The sequence below is a fragment of the Micromonospora noduli genome, from assembly GCF_003264475.1.
Classification (GTDB): Bacteria; Actinomycetota; Actinomycetes; order Mycobacteriales; family Micromonosporaceae; genus Micromonospora; species Micromonospora noduli.
Map to the genome: position 1 here is coordinate 12,058 of NZ_PYAC01000017.1, position 18,973 is coordinate 31,030.

The window sequence follows — 18,973 nt, forward strand, 5'->3', positions numbered from 1 at the left end:
GAAGAAGTGCCCAATTGGGGAGCTGCCGAGCGTCGGAGGACGTCCCAACTCATCTTCGGTGCCCTGACCGACGCAAGCCGGCGTGCCATGCCGGCGCGGCTGAGCCACGGCCGGCCACTGTCGGAATGCTGGCTCAGCCAGTGAGGTCAGCAAGCCAACCGTCTCTCAGCATCTGAAGGGTCCCCCGAGATCGCCGGGGTTGTGGTGCGCAGCGTGCAGGCGCAAGGGCGCATCTGCACGCTGCGCACTGAACCGCTCGACGGGGTGTTCGCCGGGCTCAACCGGCTAAGAGACGTTCTCGGTCAGAGCTGCTGGGGTCGATGCCGCCCGTGCACAAGCGGCAAGGGCGCTCACCGCCGGGGCTGGGGTCAACGCTCCAACAGGCGCATGGCGGCTTCGTCGTGGGTTTCGCCGACAGCGGGAGGAAGGTTGTCGAGCTTCTCGATCTGTTCGGCGGTCAGTTCCACGGCGTCAGCGGCGGTGTTCTCCTCGACGCGTGCCACGCGCTTGGTGCCGGGGATGGGGGCGATGTCGTCGCCCCGGGTCAGCAGCCAGGCCAGTGCGATCTGCGCCGGAGTGGTACCCGCTTCGGCGGCAACGGCTTGAACCTCGTCTGCGAGACGCAGATTGCGCTGGAGGTTCTCGCCGGTGAAGCGCGGGTTGTTCTTACGCAGGTCCGTCTCGTCGAAGCCGCTGGTCGAGCGGATCTGGCCGGTGAGGAATCCGCGTCCCAGGGGCGAGTACGGCACGAAGCCGATGTTCAGCTCGCGCAGCAGGGGCAGCACCTGTGCCTCCGGGTGCCGGGTCCACAGGGAGTATTCCGACTGGACGGCAGCGATGGGATGGACAGCATGGGCGCGGCGGATCGTCTCCGGTCCGGCCTCGGACAGGCCGATGTGGCGGATCTTGCCCTCAGCGATCAGTTCGGCCAGCGCCCCGATGGTGTCCTCGATGGGCGTGGTCGGGTCGACCCGGTGCTGGTAGTACAGGTCGATGTAGTCGGTGCCCAGCCGCTTGAGCGACCCTTCGACGGCGGTGCGGATGTTGGCCGGGCTGCTGTCGAGTTGCCCTGCCCCGCCGCCCGCATGCGAGATCATGCCGAACTTTGTCGCCACTACGGCCTGGTCCCGGCGGCCCGCGAGCGCTTTGCCGAGGAGTTCCTCGTTGATGTACGGGCCGTAGACCTCGGCGGTGTCGAGGAGAGTGACGCCCAGTTCCAGGGCCCGGTGGATGGTGCGGATCGACTCTGCGTCGTCCGTGCCGGCTCCCGTGTAGGCGTAGGACATCGATACCAGGCCCAGACCGATGCGGGAGACGTCCAGGTTCCCCAGCTTGATGTGCTTCATGACAGTTCTCCGTTCCTCTAGCGATTCGTACGACTTGCCGGGCACGGCGATGAGCGGCTCCGCCGCTCATCGCCGGCACTGTTGCCGATCACTCCCGCTGGTCAGGGTGAGCGTGGCGGCGGTGATGGCGGGCCAATGGCGGCCGGCGGCGATGGTGGCCGGCGGGACGGTCAGGCGACCGGGACCCAGGTGAACCGGCCGTCGGGGCGACGTTCGGCGCGTCCGAAGACCACGTCGGCGAAGTGGTTGCCGTAGCCGATGGTGTCGGGGCGGCTCAGCTCTTCGACCAGGTGGCGGCGGTGCGCGGCGGCTTCGGCGGGGTCGTGGTCGATCCCGCAGCCCCATTCGGGGTGGGTGACCTGGACCGGCGCGTGCATTGCGTCGCCGAACGCGATGAGCCGCCGGTCGCCGCCGGTGATGATGTACGTGACGTGGCCGACGGTGTGTCCGATCGAGAACGAGGCCCGCACGCCGGGGAAGATCTCCTCGCCGTCCTCGACGGTACGAACACGGGGTGCGAAGGCGGCCACACGTTCCTCGGTCGCCCCGCCCTCGGCGGCCAGGTCGCGCCGCTCCCACTCGGGTGCCGCGATGAAGTGGGTGGCGTGTGCGAATGGCGGCGCATCGGTGCCGGGCTCGGCGCTCCAGGCCCAGCCCAGGTGGTCGAGGTGCAGATGGGTGATGGCGACGGCCTCGATCTGGCGCGGCTCGCGGCCCAGCCGCCGCAGGCCGTCCAGCAGCTCACCGCCGTGGATGCTCCCCAGGATCGGGTTGGCCGGGTCGTCGGGGTGGGACTCCGGTCCGAACCCGGTGTCGATGAGCAGCGCCCGGTCACCCCGCTCGACCAGCAGCCCGCCAATGGCTGCGGGCAGGAAGCCGCCGTCGTCGAGATGATCGCGGTTGGCGGCCCAGTCCGCGTCGGTGGCGGCGGGCAGCCAGCCGCGCGGCTTGCACAGGGCCAGCCCGTCCGGAACGTAGGTGATCTTCAGTTCGCCCAGGCTGAGCGAACGGACGCGCGGTGCGCTGGTCAGTCGTATGCGGTCGAAATCTGTTGTTGCGGCCATATGGTCCTACCTCGTGCTCGGAGAGGTGCCACCTGGCAGCGGCACGGGCAACAAGTTACAGCTAGAACTACTTCAGCTGCAACTATGTCAGCTGTAGTAAGCTTGAGACGTGTCCACCGAGCGCGAGTCCCCAGGCCAGAGCGACCGCCGGCTGTGCGGGCTGGTCAAAGACCTGGCCAATCAGATCGATGCCCACCTTCGGGCCCGGACAGCCGCCCTCGGTCTGACCACCTCACAGGGCAACCTGCTGCGCGAGCTGACCCACCCCCTGACCCTGCGTGAACTCGCCGAACGGATGAGCTGCGAGCCCTCCAACATCACCTTCATCGCCGATCGCCTCGAAGAGCAGGGCCATCTCGAACGCCACCCACACCCCGACGATCGCCGCGCCAAGCAGCTCGTCCTGACCCCCAAGGGCACCGAACTGCGCGAACGCCTCCTCAAGTTGCTCTCCGAAGACAGCCCCCTGGCCCCTCTGGCCCCCGAAGAGCAGGACGCCCTACAGCACCTCCTCAGCCGCGCCCTCATCCGCTGACCCGTCACCCCGGCGTGCAGAGCCCGCAGATTCACCGGGACCTCCAGCTCGCCGATGAGGCAACGTGCCAGCGAAATCCGCCGCACCCGCGCGTCTGGACGTTCTCGCCGCCGGAGCCCTTCTTGGAGATCACAGTCGCGGCCTCGCTCATCGAGCTGCCCCGGCTTTCTTGTGGCGGTGGACAACCCAGCATCCAGCGGCTGACGCTCTCGGCCGGGCGGCTGGCACAGCACTGACCGTCGGAGCGCCGGCCGGGTCAGTGAGACCCGGCCGGCGCACGGTGAGCATTTGTTGTCAGAGGGTCTTGACCTGGCCGCCATCGAGGATGAACTCGGCACCGGTTGTGTTGGAGGAGCGGGCGGAGGCAAGGAACAGCACCAGGTCGGCGACCTCGCGGGCCTCGGTGATCCGGCCGGTGCTGATCGCCATGCTCTGTGGCACGACCTCGTCAAGCGCCTGCTGGATGCTGACACCCGCGCTGGCGGCGACGGCGTGCGCGAAGCCATCCGGCCCGGTCCAGAACGGGGTTCGCACCGGGCCGGGCGAGACGGCGTTGACCCGTACGCCACGCGGCGCGAACTCCTCCGACAGGGTCTTGGTCAGGTTGGACATCGCCGCCTTGGCCGCGGAATAGTCGACCACCATCGGGAACGGCAGCCGAGCGTTGATGCTGCTGATGTTGACGATCGCCCCGCCGTTGCCCAGCAGGGCTGGCAGGGCTGCCCTGCTGGTGCGCACGGCGCTGAAGAACGTCACGTCGAACACTCGCGCCCACTCGGCGTCGTCGACGTGGAGGAATCCTGACCGGGCACTGCCGGCGCCAACGTTGTTGACCAGGACATCCAGACGCCCGTACGCCGACAGCGCGGTGTCGACGAGCCGCTGCGGGGTAGCCGCGTCGGTGATGTCGGCCAGTACCACGGTGGCGCCACGCGCGGCCAGGGCGTCGAGCTCCGGCGTGCTCGCACGGCTGCTCGCCACCACGTGCGCACCCTCGTCGAGCAACGCCGCCACGGTGGTCAGACCGATGCCCTTGCTCGCGCCGGTGACGATGGCAACCTTGCCCTGCAGTTCGAGATCCACTAACACTCACTCCCACAATTGTTGACTGATCAGTTCCTAATTCGGGCAGCAAAAAGTCAGTCGAGGGCGCCCAGGGCGACCTCCACGGCATTGTTGAGGAGCGCCCGATCCGCGCGGGCCTTGCCCATCACCCGCAGGCCCTGCAGAAACGTGGTCAGAAACTGGGCCAGCTCCTGCGGTTGCTTGTCCGCCGCGATCTCCCCGCGGACCCGCGCCCGCTCCAACGCCCCGGCCAGGGCCGACTCGACCTGACCCATCGTGCGCGAGACCTGCAGCACCGTGTCCGGATGCGCCGAGCGTTCCGTGGCCGCGTTGACCAGCAGGCAGCCCCGCTCCGGGTCGGCCAGGTCGGCCTCCATCAGCTCCAGGAGCACCGCCCGGATCGCCGGGCGCACCTGCTCCGCCCGGTCCAACACCTCGGTCAGCCCTGCCGCGTGGCGCTGGCAGTAACGGCGGAGCGCCAGCGCATAGAGCTGCTCCTTGGACCCGAACGCCTTGTACAGACTGCCCCGGGCGATTCCGAGACTCTCCACGAGATCCTCGGTCGAGGTCGCCTCGAATCCCTGACGCCAGAACAACTCCATCGCGCGGTCCACCGCCGTGTCGATGTCGAACGTCCTTGGCCTGCCCATGCGACAACCTTAGAAGTAGGAGACTGATCAGTCCACAACTGTGGGAGGCGTCATACGGACGGGGTCACCAGCACGCTGGGTTGTCTAGGTCGTAGCGCGCCGGCCCGGACCAGTCGAGTTGGCGATCCAGGCTCACGGCGTGGCGGGGAGGCCCCTATAGGTCGTCAAGGCGGTCGGCGACGACGTAGGGCGCTGGTCGGGCGTGGCGGGACCACCGGTGTGGGTGCCACCCCATGATCGACCAGCCTCCTCAGGCTGTTCCTGGACGACAGTGCCGACCCACGGCAGTCGACATCGCGGCAGGGAACGGGGAAACGTCGCTGTGTCGGACCGTCCGGTCTGCGATCGACCGCCGGAGCTGCCAGCGCCTGTACAGCGGAGGAGGAGCCCGGACGGACAGCCGGGCATGGGAAGTGCTTGACGATCCACAGTACGAGCCCGGTAACGGAGAAGATCCCAACCTGCGGCTGAGGCGGCAGTGCGCGGGATGGCAGGGCGACCGGGTGGGGCCTATTGCTACGAGTGGTGCCGAGGGTTGAGAGGCCCCAGTACTGGACGACGTACCCTCTGCCGCCGTCCGGGCGCTTGGCGTCAGCCACCTCGGTACGTCCGCGGCAAGTGTCAGGTGCGCCCCGGGTCAGCCGACCATTACGGCGAAGACCGACGACACCGGCAGCGGCCCGGCACACCGGGAGTCGTTCGACCGGGCGCGGCTATCGCCCATCAGGAAGACGGAGTCGGCCGGCACGGTAACAGCGGCGAACCGCCGCGGGCCGCAGTAGTCTGCGTTCGGCGGCTCGTTGAGTGACGCGTCCTCAGCCACATACGGCTCGGCCAGCGGCCTACCGTCGACCGTCACCTTGCCCGCGGTATCGCAGCAGGCGATGGTTTCGCCGCCAACCGCGACGACGCGTTTGAGTAGCGGCACCTTGCGGTCACCCCAGAGGCCGCCGGGGGAACGAATCAGGACGACATCGCCGCGTCGTGCCTCGTACATTCCGGTCACTGTTCGTGCGGTGACGACCTGGCGGGCCTTGACCGTCGGCTCCATACTGACGCCGCCCTGGGTGAACTGTTCGGTGGCTCCCGTCTCGGTCGCATCATCGTCGCCGCAGCCGGCAACAGCCATCAGGAGAAGGAGCACCATCAGTTTGCGCATCCGGCGGATCCTGCCAGAAGTGGCTGTGCCGTGCGGTCCGTCGGGCGCGGCGCTACCCGGCACTGCACGGGCGAGGCTCCTGGTCGCGGCGCGAGGTCCCCTGTGAGAGGCCGGGTAGGGGCCCGCGAGTCAACCCATCCCGACAGGGCATAGTGTCCTGCGGTGTCATCGGGCGATGTCGCCTGCCCGTGGAGAGGGTGGTAGGAAGTGACGACGCGCTTACGTGCTCGATGGGCCCGGGTCGCCGCATTGATCGCGCTGACCGGGGGCACGCTAGCGGTGTCTGCGGCGCCCGTGGCGGGCGCCCCGGCACCCATCAGCATCCGGAGCGTGTCGGCGGAGAACGTGAAGCCCGGCGACAAGGTTCGCGTTCAGTTCCGCGTCACGAACAACGGGAGCAGGGCCGAAACGGCCATCGTGGTGGTCAGTGGCGGCCTGCAATGCACCACCGGCTGCCGGGTGGAGCCGAACCTCAAATCCGGCCAGAGCCAGGACTTTCAGGCCACCGTCGTCGCGCCCCAGGTGAACGCGGGCGAGATCTCCGGTCGCAACATCTCGGTCGCCGTACGGCTCGGCGGGCAGAACAGCTTCGACTACAAGATGGTCTACATTTACGGCCCGGGCACATCGCTACCCGGCGCGGGCGCGCCGCAACCCGGCGCGGACAAGCCGTCGTCCGAGGTGGACGGGGTGTCCGGCCAGGTCCGTGACACCAGCGGCAAGGGGATCGGCGGCGTGGCCCTGACCATCCGGGACAGCGCCGGGCACGAATACCGTACGACGAGCGACCGGAGCGGCCGGTTCTCGATCAAGTCGGGTGCCGGTAAGACGATCGCCGAGGGCCGGATCACGATCGTCGCAGCCCTGGACGGCTATCGCACCACCCGCACGACCGTACAGGGCCCCGCCGGTGACATCGCGAGCGTGCGGCTGACCTTGGCCACCGTGGCCGCGCCCACCAAGACCCCGCCCTCGCCCACCGCAACCGCGGCAGCGGACGGGGCTCCCGAGCCGGAGACCAGCGTAGTCGCGGCGGCACCCCCCGCCCTCGAACCGGTCAGCAACGAGGGCAGCGGTTCCCTGCCGTACATCCTGGGCGGCCTGCTGGTCGCCGCCGGCCTGGGCACACTGGCCCTGCTGGTGAACCGCCGCCGGAACACGCCGGACAAGCCGGCTCCGCACGCGGCGACTCAGCTGACAGCTCCGGCCGGAGTGGGCATGAGCGACGCACCGACCGCGGTGCTGCACACGACGCCGCCGGCCGACGGGTTCCCCGGCCCGTACAGCGGGCCCCCTCAGGGCGGCATCCAGCAGCTCAGCCACGACCCATACGGCGGACCGGCCCGCTAACTGAGTGGCTACGCATCGGCGTCGACATCCGGTGCACGGCGGTCGCGCCGCCCCAGGTGCACCGGCCCGCGAGGTGAAGAACCGGCGGTTCTCCAAAGCTCGGCTCTGCTCTCGCCGGTGCACGACACCGCTGGGCTCATGTTCGGCAGGGGTTTGGAACCTAGCGACAGATGGCGGAGCGTGAGCGCACGGAGTAGCCGATGGCAGCGCCTGTGCTTGGTCCTACAGGTCGTCCCGGCGATAAGGTCGCGCGCATGACCCATGAAGAGATGCTCGGCACCTTCCAAACTGACGGTGCTCATTGAGTCGGATTGGCTCTGCTGTGCGTAGCGATTTTGGGTCGCGCTCATGCTTGCCTCGTGAGCAACCAGAGCGATGCCCTTCCCGTGCTCGTCATCGACGGAGCCTCGTTCGTCGACTTCGCCGGCTTCGTACGCGAATTCTCGCAACTGCGTGGTAGGGCGACTGGGTGGGTCTACGGCTACGAGTGGTGCCGACGCTTGTGAGGCGTCAGCACGCCCGTCCGTGGTTCGGGTTGCAGTCGGGAGGGGTATCGCCTGCGTTCGTCAGAGGCGGTGGAGGTCTTTTCTCAGCTGGCGGATGACTTGCCACTGTGCTTGGTCGGCGGTGGGTCGGGGAAAGCCGCCGTGTCGGAAGGTCCAGTTCAGGTAGGCCACCAAGGGCATGCGGGCCTCGCCCACGAAGTGCGCGTCGGCGGATGCGTCGGGGAGGATGATGCCGTAGGGGCCACCGCCGCTGACGTTGTCCTTGTGGAAGTGGTCGGGCGCGACGGGCAGTAGGAATGGCTCGTCCTGGTCTTCCTGCCACGCCTCGATCTCTTCCGCGAAGTACTCGCGGATGTCGCTGTTCGGGTAGCGGGAACCCGCTAACTCCAGCACAAGCGGGTCGGCCGCAGCCGAGTTGGGCCATTGCGGGTGCGTCCCAACCAACCACACGTCGCCCACGATGCGGATCCACGACGACAACACCATCGGGAGTGGGCCAAGACGCTGTTCCAGCCAGTGAAGGAGCTCTTCCGCCTTCGGGTCGGGTGGCGTGTATGGCTCTGTCGGGGTCTGGTCGTCGTCGTTCTGGTGGAATCGGTAGCCCTGCTCGCGTAGGCGCGCGACCAGGGTTTCGATGTTGCTCCGGGCTCGGCGGGCCATCTCGTCGCACACCGCCTGCGCCTCAGCGGCGAAGGCTGGCTCACGGACGCGGCTGCCAAGCTGCCGCATCTCATGCCATACCCGATCTTGTTGCCCGGCGACGTAGCGGTTTACCCAGTCCAGGTGCCTAATCATCGCGATCATGGTGCCGCAGGTGATCTCTTGAAGCAACGGCCCGTGCGGCACGCACGCCCAGTCTCGCCGGGCTCATCCGGTCCGCCGATCGACGCTCCCTACGGCGTACCCGGACGTCGCCCCGGCATTAACTCAAGTATCCATCCGCCGGCTGCTATCTCTGGTCGGAGTCAGGACGTGTCGGGTCCGGTCCCCGGTCCAGGCCGCTTCGAGGATCGCGGTCAGGCTGGCGGTGTCGGTCGGGCCTGGATGGTTCTGGATCAAACGGGTGACACCACTGGCCATCTCGGCGAAGCGCGGGAGGTCGGCGCGTGCGACGCCGATGTCCGCCAAGGTGCGAGGGATGCCGATGTCGGCGAGGAGCCCGTCGAGCCAGGTGAGGAACGTATCTGCGGCCTCGGCATCGGAGGCGTCGGTCACGTCGAGCCCGCACACTCCGGCGAGGATGGCCAACCGGTCGCCGATGGCATCCTTGGCCGCGTCCAGCGCGTAGGGCAGTAGCAGCCCGACGCCCAGGCCGTGCGGTGTGTGCGTGGCTGCGCCGATGGGGTACTGGAGAGCGTGCGGGGCCCCGTTGCCCGCGTGGGAAAAGGCGAGCCCGGCGAGCATGGACCCGTAGGACATGTCCGCGCGCGCGTCCGTGTCGCCTCCGTCAGTGACAGCACGACGCAAACTACGGGCGATCCGCTCCGCGGCCCGGAGCGCGTAGTGGTCGGTGATCGGGTTGCGGCCGAGGAACACCTGCTCCACCGGGTCGCGCGGTCCGTGGGCCCGGGGTCGCGCGGTGTAGCTCTCCACCGCGTGACAGAACGCGTCGATGCCGGAGTGGGCGGTGACGGTCGCAGGGCAGGTGTAGGTGAGTTCGGGGTCGACGATGGCGAAGTCGGGCACGATGTGGACGCTGGAAACCCCCACCTTCAGCTCGCGGTCCGGGTCGGTCAACACCGAGACGGGTGTGAGCTCGGAGCCGGTGCCTGACGTGGTCGGGACCGCGACGAGAGGAATCGTCGGCCCCGGCACCTTCGACTCGCCGTAGAAGTCGCGCGGCGTCCCACCGTGGCGCCGGATGACGCCGACGATTTTGGCGAGGTCGATCACCGTGCCACCCCCGATGGCGAGGATCACGTCGGCGTCCACCTCGGCGGCGACCGAGACGGCCAGGTCGACATCGGAGAGTGGCACGTCTGGAGTCGCGTCGGAGAACACCTCGACGACAGTGACCTTCGCCCGCACGGCGGCCACGATCTCGGCCACGCCCGGCTGCCCCAGAAGAACCCGGTCGGTCACGATGAGGACTCGCGAGCCGCTCTCGGCCACCACTCGTGGGATGTTCTGCGCGACCCCTTCGCCCACTATCAGCTGGCGTGGCCCGCGGACTGTCTCAAGCATGTCAGTGCCTCTCCGGAACGTCGGCGGCGATGTGCTGGGCGGACGTCCAGGTCACCTGCGAGGCCGGGACGACGTCGGCAAGGTTGGCCGTCCGGATGGCGCAGGCGCGCGCGCCGGGCGCCCGGAGCAGCAGGGCGGTCACGGGAGGTCGATCGCCACGTAGGTGAGGTCGAGGTACTCGAGGATGCCCTCGTGCGACCCCTCCTTGCCGATCCCGGACTGCTTCACGCCTCCGAACGGAGCTGACGGGTCCGATATCAGACCACGGTTGATGCCGAGCATCCCCGTGTCCAGCCCTTCGGTGAACCGGAGCGCCCGCTGGAGGTCGCGGGTGAAGACGTATCCGGCCAGGCCGTGCTCGGTGTCGTTGGCCTTCGCCATGACCTCGTCGTCGGACGTGAACGAGATGATCGGCGCCACCGGGCCGAAGATCTCCGCCTTCAGCATCCGCGCATCTTCCGGCACGTCGACGAGGACCGTAGGCGGGTAGAAGTGGCCCGGCCCATCCGGACGCTCGCCGCCCACCAGGACCCGGGCGCCGCGATCAACCGCGTCGACGACGAGCTCGTCGATCTCGGTGACCGAGGCCTCGTCGATCAACGCCCCGACGTTCACGCCGTCGTCGAGACCATGGCCCATCGAAAGCGCGCCCATCCGCTCGGCGAAGCGCGCCGCGAACTCCTCGCGCACCGGTTCCTCGACGTAGATCCGGTTGGCCGCGATGCAGGACTCACCGATGTTGCGCATCTTGGCCACCATGGCACCGTCGAGCGCGACGTCCAGGTCAGCGTCGGCACACACGATCAGGGCCGCGTTGCCGCCCAGTTCCATGGAGGTGCGCAGCACGTTGTCCGCGGCCTGTCGTAGCAGTGCGCGCCCGACCTCGGTCGACCCGGTGAACGAAAGCTTGCGGGTCCGACTGTCGGCCAGCAGTGCCGAGACCACCTCGCCGGAACGCTTGGTGGTCACCACGTTGACGACGCCCGGGGGAACGCCGACCTCCTCCATGATGCGGGCCAGGAACAGCATGGTGAGTGGCGTCTGGCCTGCTGGTTTGGTGATCGTCGTGCAGCCAGCGGCCAGCGCAGGAGCGATCTTGCGGGCACCCATGGCCAACGGAAAGTTCCAGGGCGTCACGAAGACGCACGGTCCGACCGGCTTCGGCACGGTGAGGATGCGATATCCACCTGCGGGAGCGATGCTGTAGCGCCCCTCGACGCGCACCGCCTCCTCGGCGAACCAACGGAAGAACTCGGCGCCGTAGGCCACCTCTCCCCGAGCCTCGGCGAGCGGCTTGCCCATCTCGAGCGTGATCAGCCGGGCGACCTCCTCGGATCGCTCGGTCAGTGCCCGGTACGTCGCGGTCAACAACTCTGACCGTTTGCGGGGCGGGGTCGCCGCCCACTCCGCCATCGCCTTGCTGGCCACGTCCAGGGCGGCGAGCCCGTCAACGACGCCGGCGTCCGCCACCTCGGCGATGGTCTTGCCGGTGGCAGGGTCCTCGACGGCAAAGGTGGCTCCGCTTGCGGCGTCGCGCCAGGCGTCGCCGATCCGGAGCCGCCGATGCTCGGGGGCCAGCACGTTCATCGGGTCACTCATCGCGTCGCCTCCTGTGATCTTCCTGGTGATGTCCGGCGTGCCTCAGCGATCGGGCTGTGCGCGTAGACGGACGGGTCACACGCCCTCGTCGGGGGGCGAGGTTGCCGAGCGGGTCGAATGTGGCAGTGGACCGGTCTGCGGGCGACGCCACCGATCGCCTTCGCGGGCGCGACGGCCGTCTCAGCGTCGTCAGGCGGCGCGCACCGGGTGACGGTCCGCCGAGGCTCGATTGCCAGGTGCGGGCGCATGTTGCCGTCGCCGCCGACGCGGTTACCGCCCAGCCTCGGACAGCGACAGCCCGGTGTCCGCATCGAACAGGTGCGCACGGTCCAGGTCGACAGTGACAAGCAGTCGCTCGCCCGGCGTACCGGTGACGGTGGGTCGTGCCTTGACCTTGAGGATCTCCGTCCCCACCCGGACGTCGACCACCGTTCGGTCACCGAGCGGCTCAAGCCCGTAGAGCTCACCCGACAACGACGCGTTCCCACGCTGCTCGACGGACAGGTCCTCCGCCCGCAGGCCCAGCAGCAGCTCACGACCGTCCTCAGCCGTGGTCCAGCGGGGCCGCGGCAGCGTCCAGCCGTCCGCACCGACCAGACGATCTCCCTCGGCGTGGCAGGCGAGCAGGCTGATCGGCGGGCTCCCGACGAATCCTGCGACCCACTGGTTGGCTGGACGCTCGTACACCTCGGTCGGCGTTCCGACCTGTTGCACCTTCCCCTCCTTGAGAACCGCGACCTGGTCGGCCATGGACAGGGCCTCGACCTGGTCGTTTGTCACGTAGACGAAGGTCGCTCCGAGGCTCCGGTGGATGCGGGTGAGCTCGGTGCGCATCTCGACGCGGAGCTTGAGGTCGAGATTCGTCAGCGGCTCGTCCATGAGAAACGCGCGCGGGCGACGGACCAGCGCCCGGGCCAGGGCGACACGCTGCATCTCACCGCCCGACAACTGCGCCGGACGACGCTGCAGCAGACGTTCGATGTGCAGCAGGCTCGACATCTGCTCGACGGCGGCGGCGATCTCACTCGAAGAACAGCGGCGTGCCCGCAGCGGCGAAGCGATGTTCTCGTACACCGTGTGTCGCGGGTAGAGGGCGTAGCTCTGGAAGACCATGGCCAGGTCGCGGGCCGCCGGGGTGTCACCGGTCGCGTCCCTGCCGTCCAGATGCACCGACCCGGCGTCAAGCTTGTCCAGGCCGGCTATCGCTCGCAGGGTTGTCGTCTTGCCTGCCCCGGAGGGCCCGAGCACGACGAAGAACGAGCCGTCCGGCACATCCAGCGTCACCCCGTCCAGGGCCTGGACTTTTCCGAAGGACTTGCGCAGCCCCTGCACTGCCACGGTTCCCATCAGGCCACCAGCTCTTCCGTGCTCACGTCGTAGACCGCCGGGGTCGCGCCGGTGTGCCGCAGCCCGACCGGTGCGTCAGCGGCGAAACGGACAGTCGGCGGCATCCGAACCCGTACGTCGCGCTGGCCGCCGTGGTCGACCACGTAGATGATCTCGTCGCCCAGCCACTCCGCCGAGACCACGCGGGCCGGGACCGAACGTTCCGCCCCCGGTTCGGTGACTTCCAGCGCCTCCGGCCGGACGCCTGCGACCAGGCGACGGTCGCGCGGCAGGCCTGGCGGTGGGGTGAGGACCAGTCCGCCCTGACCGCGTAGCTCCCCGTCGACCACCTCCACCTCAATGAGATTCATCGGCGGGGATCCGATGAACGCGGCGCAGAAGAGACTCGCCGGGCGGTCGTAGACCTCCAGCGGCGTGCCGATCTGCTCGACGCGGCCCTTGTTGAGGATGGCGATTCGGTGACCGAGCGACATCGCCTCGACCTGGTCGTGAGTGACGTAGACCATCGTCGCCCCCAGCTCCCCCTGCAGGTGCTTGATCTCGGTGCGCATGTCCGCCCTCAGCTCCGCGTCCAGATTGGTGAGAGGTTCGTCCATGAGGAATGCGCGCGGCCGTCGCACCAGGGCGCGAGCCAGCGCGACACGCTGCTGCTCCCCGCCGGACAGCTGGCGCGGTCGCCGGTCCAGGAGCGGACCAAGCCGCATCAGCCGGGCCGCCTCGTTGACCCGCTCGTGCACCTCCGGCTTGGGCAGTCCCTCGGCCCGCAGCGGGAAAGCCAGGTTGTCGCGGGTCTTCAGATGCGGGTAGAGGGCGTAGAACTGGAACACCATGGCGATGTCGCGCTCGGCGGGCGGCAGGTCGTTGACCAGCGCGTCGCCGATGCGGATGTCGCCCGTCGTCTGCCTCTCCAGGCCGGCTATGGCCCGCAGCGTGGTCGTCTTGCCGCAACCCGAGGGGCCGAGCATCACGAACAGCTCTCCGTGGCCGATGGAAAGGTCCACGTGTTCAACTGCGACCGTCCCGTCCGGGTAGCGCTTGTGCAGGGCGGTCACCTCGATGCCCGCCATCAGCGTCGCACCGCCCCGAGCGTCACACCGGCGATGAGGTGCTTGCGCACCAGGTACGCGAAGACGAGCACCGGTAGGGCGAACACCACGGAGGCGGCGGCCACGAGACCCCAGTCCGTAGTGGTGCCGCCGATGAGGCCGGCGATGGCGGGTGGGGCCGTCCGGACGCTGTCGCTGGAGGTGAGGAAGGTGGCGAACACGAACTCGTTCCACGAGAAGATGAGTGCGAAGACCGCCGTCGCGGCGATGCCGGGCACGAGCAGGGGAAGGGTGAATCGCCGGAACGCCTGCAAACGGGTGTAGCCGTCGAGCATGGCGGCATCCTCGTACTCCGCGGGCACCTCGTCGACGAACCCCTTCATCATCCAGATCGTGAACGGGACGTTGAACGCGCTGTAGATGAGGATCAGGCCGAGCTTGTTGTCGATGAGTCCGACCTGGCGGTACATGAGGAAGATCGGGATCACGACCACCACGGGCGGCATGAAGCGCGTGGACAGGATGAAGAACAGTTGGTCCTTCTTGGCCTTGACGGCGAAGCGTGAGTAGGCCCAGGCCGCCGGCACCCCCAGCACGGTGGCCAGCACCGTGGAGGCTCCGGCGACCACGACGGAGTTGAGGAACGAGACCGACAAGGCCGAGCGACCGCCATCGGGGGCGACGAACACGTCCTTGTAATGCTCCAGAGTGACAGTGAAGTCGAAGAGCTTTGCCGGGATGGCGTAGACGTCCCGGTTCTCCTTGATGGACGTCTCGATCATCCACAGCACCGGGAAGAGCATCACGACGGCCAGCACGGTCAGCAGCGTGACCTCCAGCACGGAGCGGCCTCGGCCGCCAAGGCGGCGCGCGGGGGGAGTGTGATCCCGGGTAGGACCTGTGGACACGGCCTCGTCGACGGAGACGGCCATCAGCCCTCCTTGAGCTTGTTCAGGTAGCGCAGGTAGAACTGCGTGAGGACGATGACGACGAGGACCATGAGGATCCCGTACGCCGAAGCGGTTCCGGTGTTGAAGCCCAGGAACGCGACCTTGTAGATGTGGAACGACAACGTCTCGGTGGAGACACCCGGGCCTCCGTTGGTGAGGATGTAGACGAGGTCGAACAGTCGGAACGCCTCGATGGCCCTGAACATCACGGCAATGAGAAGCAGTGGCCATACCAGCGGGAGAGTGATGGTGCGGAACCGGAACCACTCGGACGCCCTGTCGATCGAGGCGGCCTCGTAGAGGTACTTGGGAACCGCGGTGAGGCCCGCAAGCGCGATGAGCATGATGAACGGCGTCCATTGCCAGGTGTCGACCACGATCAGGGAGAGCAGTGCCGTTCGCTGCCGGGTGAGCCACTCCACCTGCCCCAGGCCGAGCGAGCCGAGCATGCTGTTGACCACGCCGAACTGCGCGTCGAGCATGAACCGCCAGAACAGCCCGACCACGACCGGCGACAGCATCATCGGAACCAGGAACAGAGTGGTCAGCACTCCTCGCCCATGCGTGCGCCGTGAGATCAGGTAGGCGATGCCGAATCCGAGCACGGTCTGCAGGCCGACCGCGCCGACCACGTAGATCAACGTCGTCAAGGCCCTCGTGTGGACCTGCGCCGACGTCAGGATGGCGGTGTAGTTCCCGAACCCGATGAAATTGGCAGGCCCCCCGCGGGTGGCCGAGTAGTCGGTGAAAGACAGGTACAACGCCCACAGCAACGGGAACACCGACATGGCGAGCAACAGCAGCATCGCGGGGGAGATGAAGGTGACCGCGAGCCAGCGGTCGCTCAACCGGCGGGACCGACCCGGTGCAGGTGGCGTCGCAGACGCCACCTGCCCGGGGCGATCGGTCGTCAGAGGGACGGGGTCACTCACAGCCCGCCGCCGCCCTTGCGGCTGCTCGAGTCGAGCACGCTCTGCTGCTCCTTGGCGATGTCGTCGAGCGCATCCTTCGGCTTCTTCGCGCCGTTGAGAGCCGCGTTCACGTTGGTGTTCTCAATGTCGACGAGACGCGCGTACTCGGGCACGTTCCACATGTCCCGCATCCGCGGAACCGAGTCGGTGTACACCTGGTTGAACGGCCCGGCATTGAGGAACTCGGGCGACTCCAGGGCGTCCGTACGCGATGGCACGCCACCGGCCGCGGCCCACTTCTTCTGGATGTCAGCCTGCTCGAACCACTTCATGAAGTTCAGGGCCTCGGTCTGGTTTGCCGTGGCGGAGTAGGCCGACACGTGCATCCCCATACCGCCGAGAGGGACCAGATTCGTCTTCTGGCTCGGCAGGGTGGCAAACCCCAGCTTGTCGAGAATCTGCTCCCGGCTGGTGCCGAGCGTCGACTGCTTCGGATCGAGCAGGCCGCCGCTCGCGGCGATCCAGTTGAACGCGATGCAGGCCTTGCCCTGGGCGACCGCCGCGTTCACCTCGTCGATGAACCAGTTGCCGGAGCCCTTGGCGGTCAGCGGCTTCATCTTGTTGACCAGGACGTCCATCGCCTCCTGGCCCGCGGCGTCGTTGATGACGCCATCGATCTTGCGCGCCCTGGAATCCCAGAGGTTGCCGCCGTAGACGCCGTTGACCGTGTTGTAGGTGACGGCTGCGGCATCGGAGCCGTTGGCCTGGTGGAAAGCCAGCCCACTGACGCCGGGGTTGTCCGCCTGGCACTTCTCGGCGGCTGCGATCATCTGGTCCCAGGTCTGCGGCGGCTTGTCGCCGATCAGGTCCTTGCGGTAGATCATCGTCCAGGTGTCGCCGAGCAGTGGCAGGCCGTACAGGCTGGCGTTCTCGTCGCGCTTGCCGGTCTCCGCCTGGGGGAACTGGCCGTACGCCGCCAGGAGGTACGGGTTGTACGCCGCGACGTCGATGTTTTCCTTGACGAAGTCGGTGAGGTCGAGGATGTTGCCGTTCGTCACGGCCTCGCCGATGTGTTGCGAGTCCAGGATCGCGATGTCGAAGTCGGTCTTACGCGCCGCGAACTGGGTGAACATCGCGTCGTGCCAGTTCGCGTTCGGCACGGTGTTGACCTTGATGGTCGCGTTCGGCCGTTCCTTCTTGTACTCCGCGTTCGCGAAGGCTTCCAGTGCCTTTGCAGGCGGCCAGTCGAACCAGATGAAGCTGAGGGTCAGCGGGTCCTTGGTGAGCTCTGGGATGGCCGCCGGCGCCTTGGGGGCGCTCGCCTTCTCGCCGTCGTCCTTGCCATCGCCGCAAGCCGTCACGGTTGTGGCCACCAGCAGCATGGCCGCTGTCGCCAGCCGTACCTTTCGGCCGGGAGCGGACATTCTTCCTATTCGCTTCGGAGAGCGCATTTTCAAGCCTGCTTTCTGGGTGGGGACTTCTAGAACCTCGCTATGTGCTTCGCCGAGCAGTTGCTGGGTTGTTCAGGCGTGTTGCCGGGCCGTCACGGGGGCCGACCCGCGGACCAGCGTCACGAGTGCGCCGCGATGTACTGGGTCTTCATGTTGAAAAAGTCCGTCGGCCCATCTGCGGCCCGGTGACGAACCGAGCAGGACGTCGAACATGCCGAGGGGAGCTTCAGGTGATCGAACTGGAGCGATGGCGGGCGGCTCCGCCATGGGTGCAGGATGGCGACCATCCGCCACCTTTCCTATACGATCCCGGTGGGGGCGTCAGCATCCCGCAGCGTTGCGATCGATGTCAACAGCTTCCCGAAGGCGCAAGGAAGGACCTCACGTCACGATGGACGACGAAGCGATGATCGCGCGGGGCCGCAGGACCGTGACGGGCGCAATGCCGCCGGCAAGATCTGGCGGCCGGCTTGCCGACGAGGTGTACGACACGCTGCTCGGACAGCTGATGTCGCTACGGATCGAGCCTGGCTCGCGCGTCACGATCGACGTCCTGGCGCGAGAGCTGGGGGTCTCGCAGACGCCGATCCGAGACGCTCTGAACCGGATGGAGGCTGAGGGCCTGGTCGTGCGTGTGCCGCATGCCGGCTACCGCATTCCTCCCCAGATCACCCGTCACCGATTCGAGGACATGCTCGAGGTCCGCCTGCTCCTTGAGCCGGCGGCGGCGCGCAGATCCGCGGAACGCGCGTCCTTGGAGCAGGTGGCCGGTCTGCGACGCATGCTGGAGGAGATGGCGGAACTGGAGGGCGGCAACGGGCCAATGGCCTACGGCGCCTTCGGCCTACGTGACGCCGCTTTCCACGATCTCGTCGCCCTGAGCGCGGAGAACCAGGTCATCCGTGAAGCGCTCGCTCGCCTGCACAGCCACGTGCACCTCTTCCGGCTTCACCACGACACCCAGGTCACTCACCTGGCCATGGCCGAGCATGAGGACATTGTGGCCGCGATCGCCGCGCGTGACCCGGACGCCGCCGCCTACGCGATGCGTCGGCACATCCTGCGGTCCGGCGAGCGTTTCCGACGACTGTTCGACGAGATCGAGGGCGCGGACGGAATGGCGGTTGAGGCTTGACGGGCACGCTGGGCCCAGGAATGCTGACTCAATCCTGATCGGATCGGATTGGATCCACCTCACCCGCCCCCAGATGCGAGGAGAAGCAGGTGCCCAGAGCGCTGCTCCTGACCGGCGACGCCGCCGAGGAGCTCGACACGATGTATCCCTACTACCGCGTGCAGGAGGGCGGCTGGGACGTCGACGTCTCGTCACGGACGATGCGCGACGTGCAACTGGTCATCCACGAGTTCGACCCCAACTCCGACGCCTACGTGGAGAAGAACGGCCGCAAGCTGCCGGTCGACGTGCCCTGGGCCGAGGTCGACGTCGAGCGCTATGACGCCCTCATCATCCCCGGGGGACGTGCCCCCGAGTGGATCCGGGTCGACGCCGACGTCAGGCGTATCACCGAGCACTTCTTCGCGCGCAACCTCCCCATCGCGCTGGTGTGCCACGGCGCGCAGGTGCCAGCCGTGTACGGGCTGCTGAAGGGTCGGAAGACGGCCTGCTTCCCCCCGATCACCGGTGACATGGAGAACGCGGGCGCGACGGTCATCGACGCTCCCGACGTCGTGGACGGCAACCTCGTCTCCTGCCGGGGGTGGCCCGACATGCCGCAATTCGGCAGGGCGATGATGGAACTCTTCTCGAAGTCTGTCGACCCCGCATCGGCATGAGCACACTTGGCCTGCC

19 protein-coding genes are annotated in these 18,973 nt (G+C 67.8%); 5 read left to right on the forward strand and 14 right to left on the reverse strand.

Annotated features, from left to right (window positions below):
• Nucleotides 1-368 precede the first annotated feature (368 nt).
• Both MED15_RS18905 and MED15_RS18910 read right to left on the reverse strand, forming a co-directional pair.
• Complete coding sequence (locus MED15_RS18905; protein ID WP_112736430.1) at nucleotides 369-1,346, reverse strand: aldo/keto reductase; 978 nt, start codon at nucleotides 1,344-1,346, stop codon at nucleotides 369-371.
• Nucleotides 1,347-1,516: 170 nt separating this feature from the next.
• A complete protein-coding gene (locus MED15_RS18910) occupies nucleotides 1,517-2,410 on the reverse strand; it encodes an MBL fold metallo-hydrolase (RefSeq protein WP_112736432.1) in 894 nt (297 codons plus the stop codon).
• A gap of 109 nt (nucleotides 2,411-2,519) precedes the next feature.
• Between MED15_RS18910 and MED15_RS18915 the strand changes: the two genes are divergently transcribed.
• The gene (locus MED15_RS18915; protein WP_112584368.1) at nucleotides 2,520-2,945 is read left to right on the forward strand and encodes a MarR family winged helix-turn-helix transcriptional regulator; all 426 of its coding nucleotides are present in this window, start codon (nucleotides 2,520-2,522) and stop codon (nucleotides 2,943-2,945) included.
• A 294-nt stretch (nucleotides 2,946-3,239) separates the two neighbouring features.
• On the opposite strand, the gene MED15_RS18925 is transcribed toward MED15_RS18915, so the two are convergent.
• The 3 genes from MED15_RS18925 to lepB all read right to left on the reverse strand — a co-directional run bounded on the left by MED15_RS18925 (nucleotide 3,240) and on the right by lepB (nucleotide 5,819).
• The gene (locus MED15_RS18925) at nucleotides 3,240-4,028 is read right to left on the reverse strand and encodes an SDR family NAD(P)-dependent oxidoreductase (RefSeq protein WP_112736436.1); all 789 of its coding nucleotides are present in this window, start codon (nucleotides 4,026-4,028) and stop codon (nucleotides 3,240-3,242) included.
• Between the two features lie 56 nt (nucleotides 4,029-4,084).
• Entirely contained in the window at nucleotides 4,085-4,660 is a 576-nt protein-coding gene (locus tag MED15_RS34560; RefSeq protein WP_112736438.1) for a TetR/AcrR family transcriptional regulator, read from the reverse strand.
• A gap of 637 nt (nucleotides 4,661-5,297) precedes the next feature.
• Nucleotides 5,298-5,819 carry a signal peptidase I gene (gene lepB, locus MED15_RS18935; RefSeq protein WP_112602733.1) on the reverse strand — a complete coding sequence of 174 codons (522 nt, stop codon included), beginning with the start codon at nucleotides 5,817-5,819 and terminating at the stop codon, nucleotides 5,298-5,300.
• A 330-nt stretch (nucleotides 5,820-6,149) separates the two neighbouring features.
• Between lepB and MED15_RS18940 the strand changes: the two genes are divergently transcribed.
• Nucleotides 6,150-7,169, forward strand: a complete 1,020-nt coding sequence (locus MED15_RS18940; RefSeq protein ID WP_244220505.1) for a carboxypeptidase-like regulatory domain-containing protein — start codon at nucleotides 6,150-6,152, stop codon at nucleotides 7,167-7,169.
• Between the two features lie 359 nt (nucleotides 7,170-7,528).
• Nucleotides 7,529-7,675 carry a hypothetical protein gene (locus MED15_RS33510; RefSeq protein ID WP_167457677.1) on the forward strand — a complete coding sequence of 49 codons (147 nt, stop codon included), beginning with the start codon at nucleotides 7,529-7,531 and terminating at the stop codon, nucleotides 7,673-7,675.
• 60 nt (nucleotides 7,676-7,735) lie between these two features.
• Here MED15_RS33510 and MED15_RS18945 read toward each other — a convergent pair whose 3' ends face one another.
• The 9 genes from MED15_RS18945 to MED15_RS18980 form a co-directional block, all read right to left on the reverse strand.
• The gene (locus MED15_RS18945) at nucleotides 7,736-8,521 is read right to left on the reverse strand and encodes a hypothetical protein (RefSeq protein ID WP_112584374.1); all 786 of its coding nucleotides are present in this window, start codon (nucleotides 8,519-8,521) and stop codon (nucleotides 7,736-7,738) included.
• A gap of 81 nt (nucleotides 8,522-8,602) precedes the next feature.
• The gene (locus MED15_RS18950; protein ID WP_112736441.1) at nucleotides 8,603-9,859 is read right to left on the reverse strand and encodes an iron-containing alcohol dehydrogenase; all 1,257 of its coding nucleotides are present in this window, start codon (nucleotides 9,857-9,859) and stop codon (nucleotides 8,603-8,605) included.
• A gap of 1 nt (nucleotide 9,860) precedes the next feature.
• Nucleotides 9,861-10,001, reverse strand: coding sequence for a hypothetical protein (locus MED15_RS33515; RefSeq protein WP_167457678.1), 141 nt, complete (start codon nucleotides 9,999-10,001; stop codon nucleotides 9,861-9,863).
• Nucleotides 9,998-11,458, reverse strand: coding sequence for an NAD-dependent succinate-semialdehyde dehydrogenase (locus tag MED15_RS18955; RefSeq protein ID WP_112732198.1), 1,461 nt, complete (start codon nucleotides 11,456-11,458; stop codon nucleotides 9,998-10,000). The genes MED15_RS33515 and MED15_RS18955 overlap by 4 nt, the downstream gene beginning before the upstream one ends.
• A gap of 270 nt (nucleotides 11,459-11,728) precedes the next feature.
• Nucleotides 11,729-12,805 (reverse strand): ABC transporter ATP-binding protein, encoded by a 1,077-nt coding sequence (locus MED15_RS18960; protein WP_112726169.1) that lies wholly within the window; start codon nucleotides 12,803-12,805, stop codon nucleotides 11,729-11,731.
• The gene (locus MED15_RS18965) at nucleotides 12,805-13,872 is read right to left on the reverse strand and encodes an ABC transporter ATP-binding protein (RefSeq protein WP_112726170.1); all 1,068 of its coding nucleotides are present in this window, start codon (nucleotides 13,870-13,872) and stop codon (nucleotides 12,805-12,807) included. Before MED15_RS18965 ends, MED15_RS18960 begins: the two co-directional genes overlap by 1 nt.
• Entirely contained in the window at nucleotides 13,872-14,693 is an 822-nt protein-coding gene (locus MED15_RS18970) for a carbohydrate ABC transporter permease (protein WP_244220506.1), read from the reverse strand. Before MED15_RS18970 ends, MED15_RS18965 begins: the two co-directional genes overlap by 1 nt.
• Before the next feature lie 89 nt (nucleotides 14,694-14,782).
• Complete coding sequence (locus MED15_RS18975; protein WP_225854939.1) at nucleotides 14,783-15,649, reverse strand: carbohydrate ABC transporter permease; 867 nt, start codon at nucleotides 15,647-15,649, stop codon at nucleotides 14,783-14,785.
• Between the two features lie 80 nt (nucleotides 15,650-15,729).
• Entirely contained in the window at nucleotides 15,730-17,094 is a 1,365-nt protein-coding gene (locus tag MED15_RS18980; RefSeq protein ID WP_244220507.1) for an extracellular solute-binding protein, read from the reverse strand.
• A gap of 460 nt (nucleotides 17,095-17,554) precedes the next feature.
• Between MED15_RS18980 and MED15_RS18985 the strand changes: the two genes are divergently transcribed.
• Together MED15_RS18985 and MED15_RS18990 are read left to right on the forward strand one after the other, a co-directional pair.
• Entirely contained in the window at nucleotides 17,555-18,298 is a 744-nt protein-coding gene (locus MED15_RS18985) for a GntR family transcriptional regulator (protein WP_112602713.1), read from the forward strand.
• Nucleotides 18,299-18,387: 89 nt separating this feature from the next.
• Complete coding sequence (locus tag MED15_RS18990; protein ID WP_091407098.1) at nucleotides 18,388-18,957, forward strand: DJ-1/PfpI family protein; 570 nt, start codon at nucleotides 18,388-18,390, stop codon at nucleotides 18,955-18,957.
• Nucleotides 18,958-18,973 lie beyond the last annotated feature (16 nt).

Coding starts and splice junctions, on each gene's coding strand:
- MED15_RS18905 (WP_112736430.1), bottom strand. CDS start 1,346: ATGAAGCACATCAAGCTGGGGAACCTGGACGTCTCCCGCATCGGTCTG.
- MED15_RS18910 (WP_112736432.1), bottom strand. CDS start 2,410: ATGGCCGCAACAACAGATTTCGACCGCATACGACTGACCAGCGCACCG.
- MED15_RS34560 (WP_112736438.1), bottom strand. CDS start 4,660: ATGGGCAGGCCAAGGACGTTCGACATCGACACGGCGGTGGACCGCGCG.
- lepB (WP_112602733.1), bottom strand. CDS start 5,819: ATGCGCAAACTGATGGTGCTCCTTCTCCTGATGGCTGTTGCCGGCTGC.
- MED15_RS18950 (WP_112736441.1), bottom strand. CDS start 9,859: ATGCTTGAGACAGTCCGCGGGCCACGCCAGCTGATAGTGGGCGAAGGG.
- MED15_RS18955 (WP_112732198.1), bottom strand. CDS start 11,458: ATGAGTGACCCGATGAACGTGCTGGCCCCCGAGCATCGGCGGCTCCGG.
- MED15_RS18960 (WP_112726169.1), bottom strand. CDS start 12,805: ATGGGAACCGTGGCAGTGCAGGGGCTGCGCAAGTCCTTCGGAAAAGTC.
- MED15_RS18965 (WP_112726170.1), bottom strand. CDS start 13,872: ATGGCGGGCATCGAGGTGACCGCCCTGCACAAGCGCTACCCGGACGGG.
- MED15_RS18980 (WP_244220507.1), bottom strand. CDS start 17,094: ATGCTGCTGGTGGCCACAACCGTGACGGCTTGCGGCGATGGCAAGGAC.
- MED15_RS18985 (WP_112602713.1), top strand. CDS start 17,555: ATGGACGACGAAGCGATGATCGCGCGGGGCCGCAGGACCGTGACGGGC.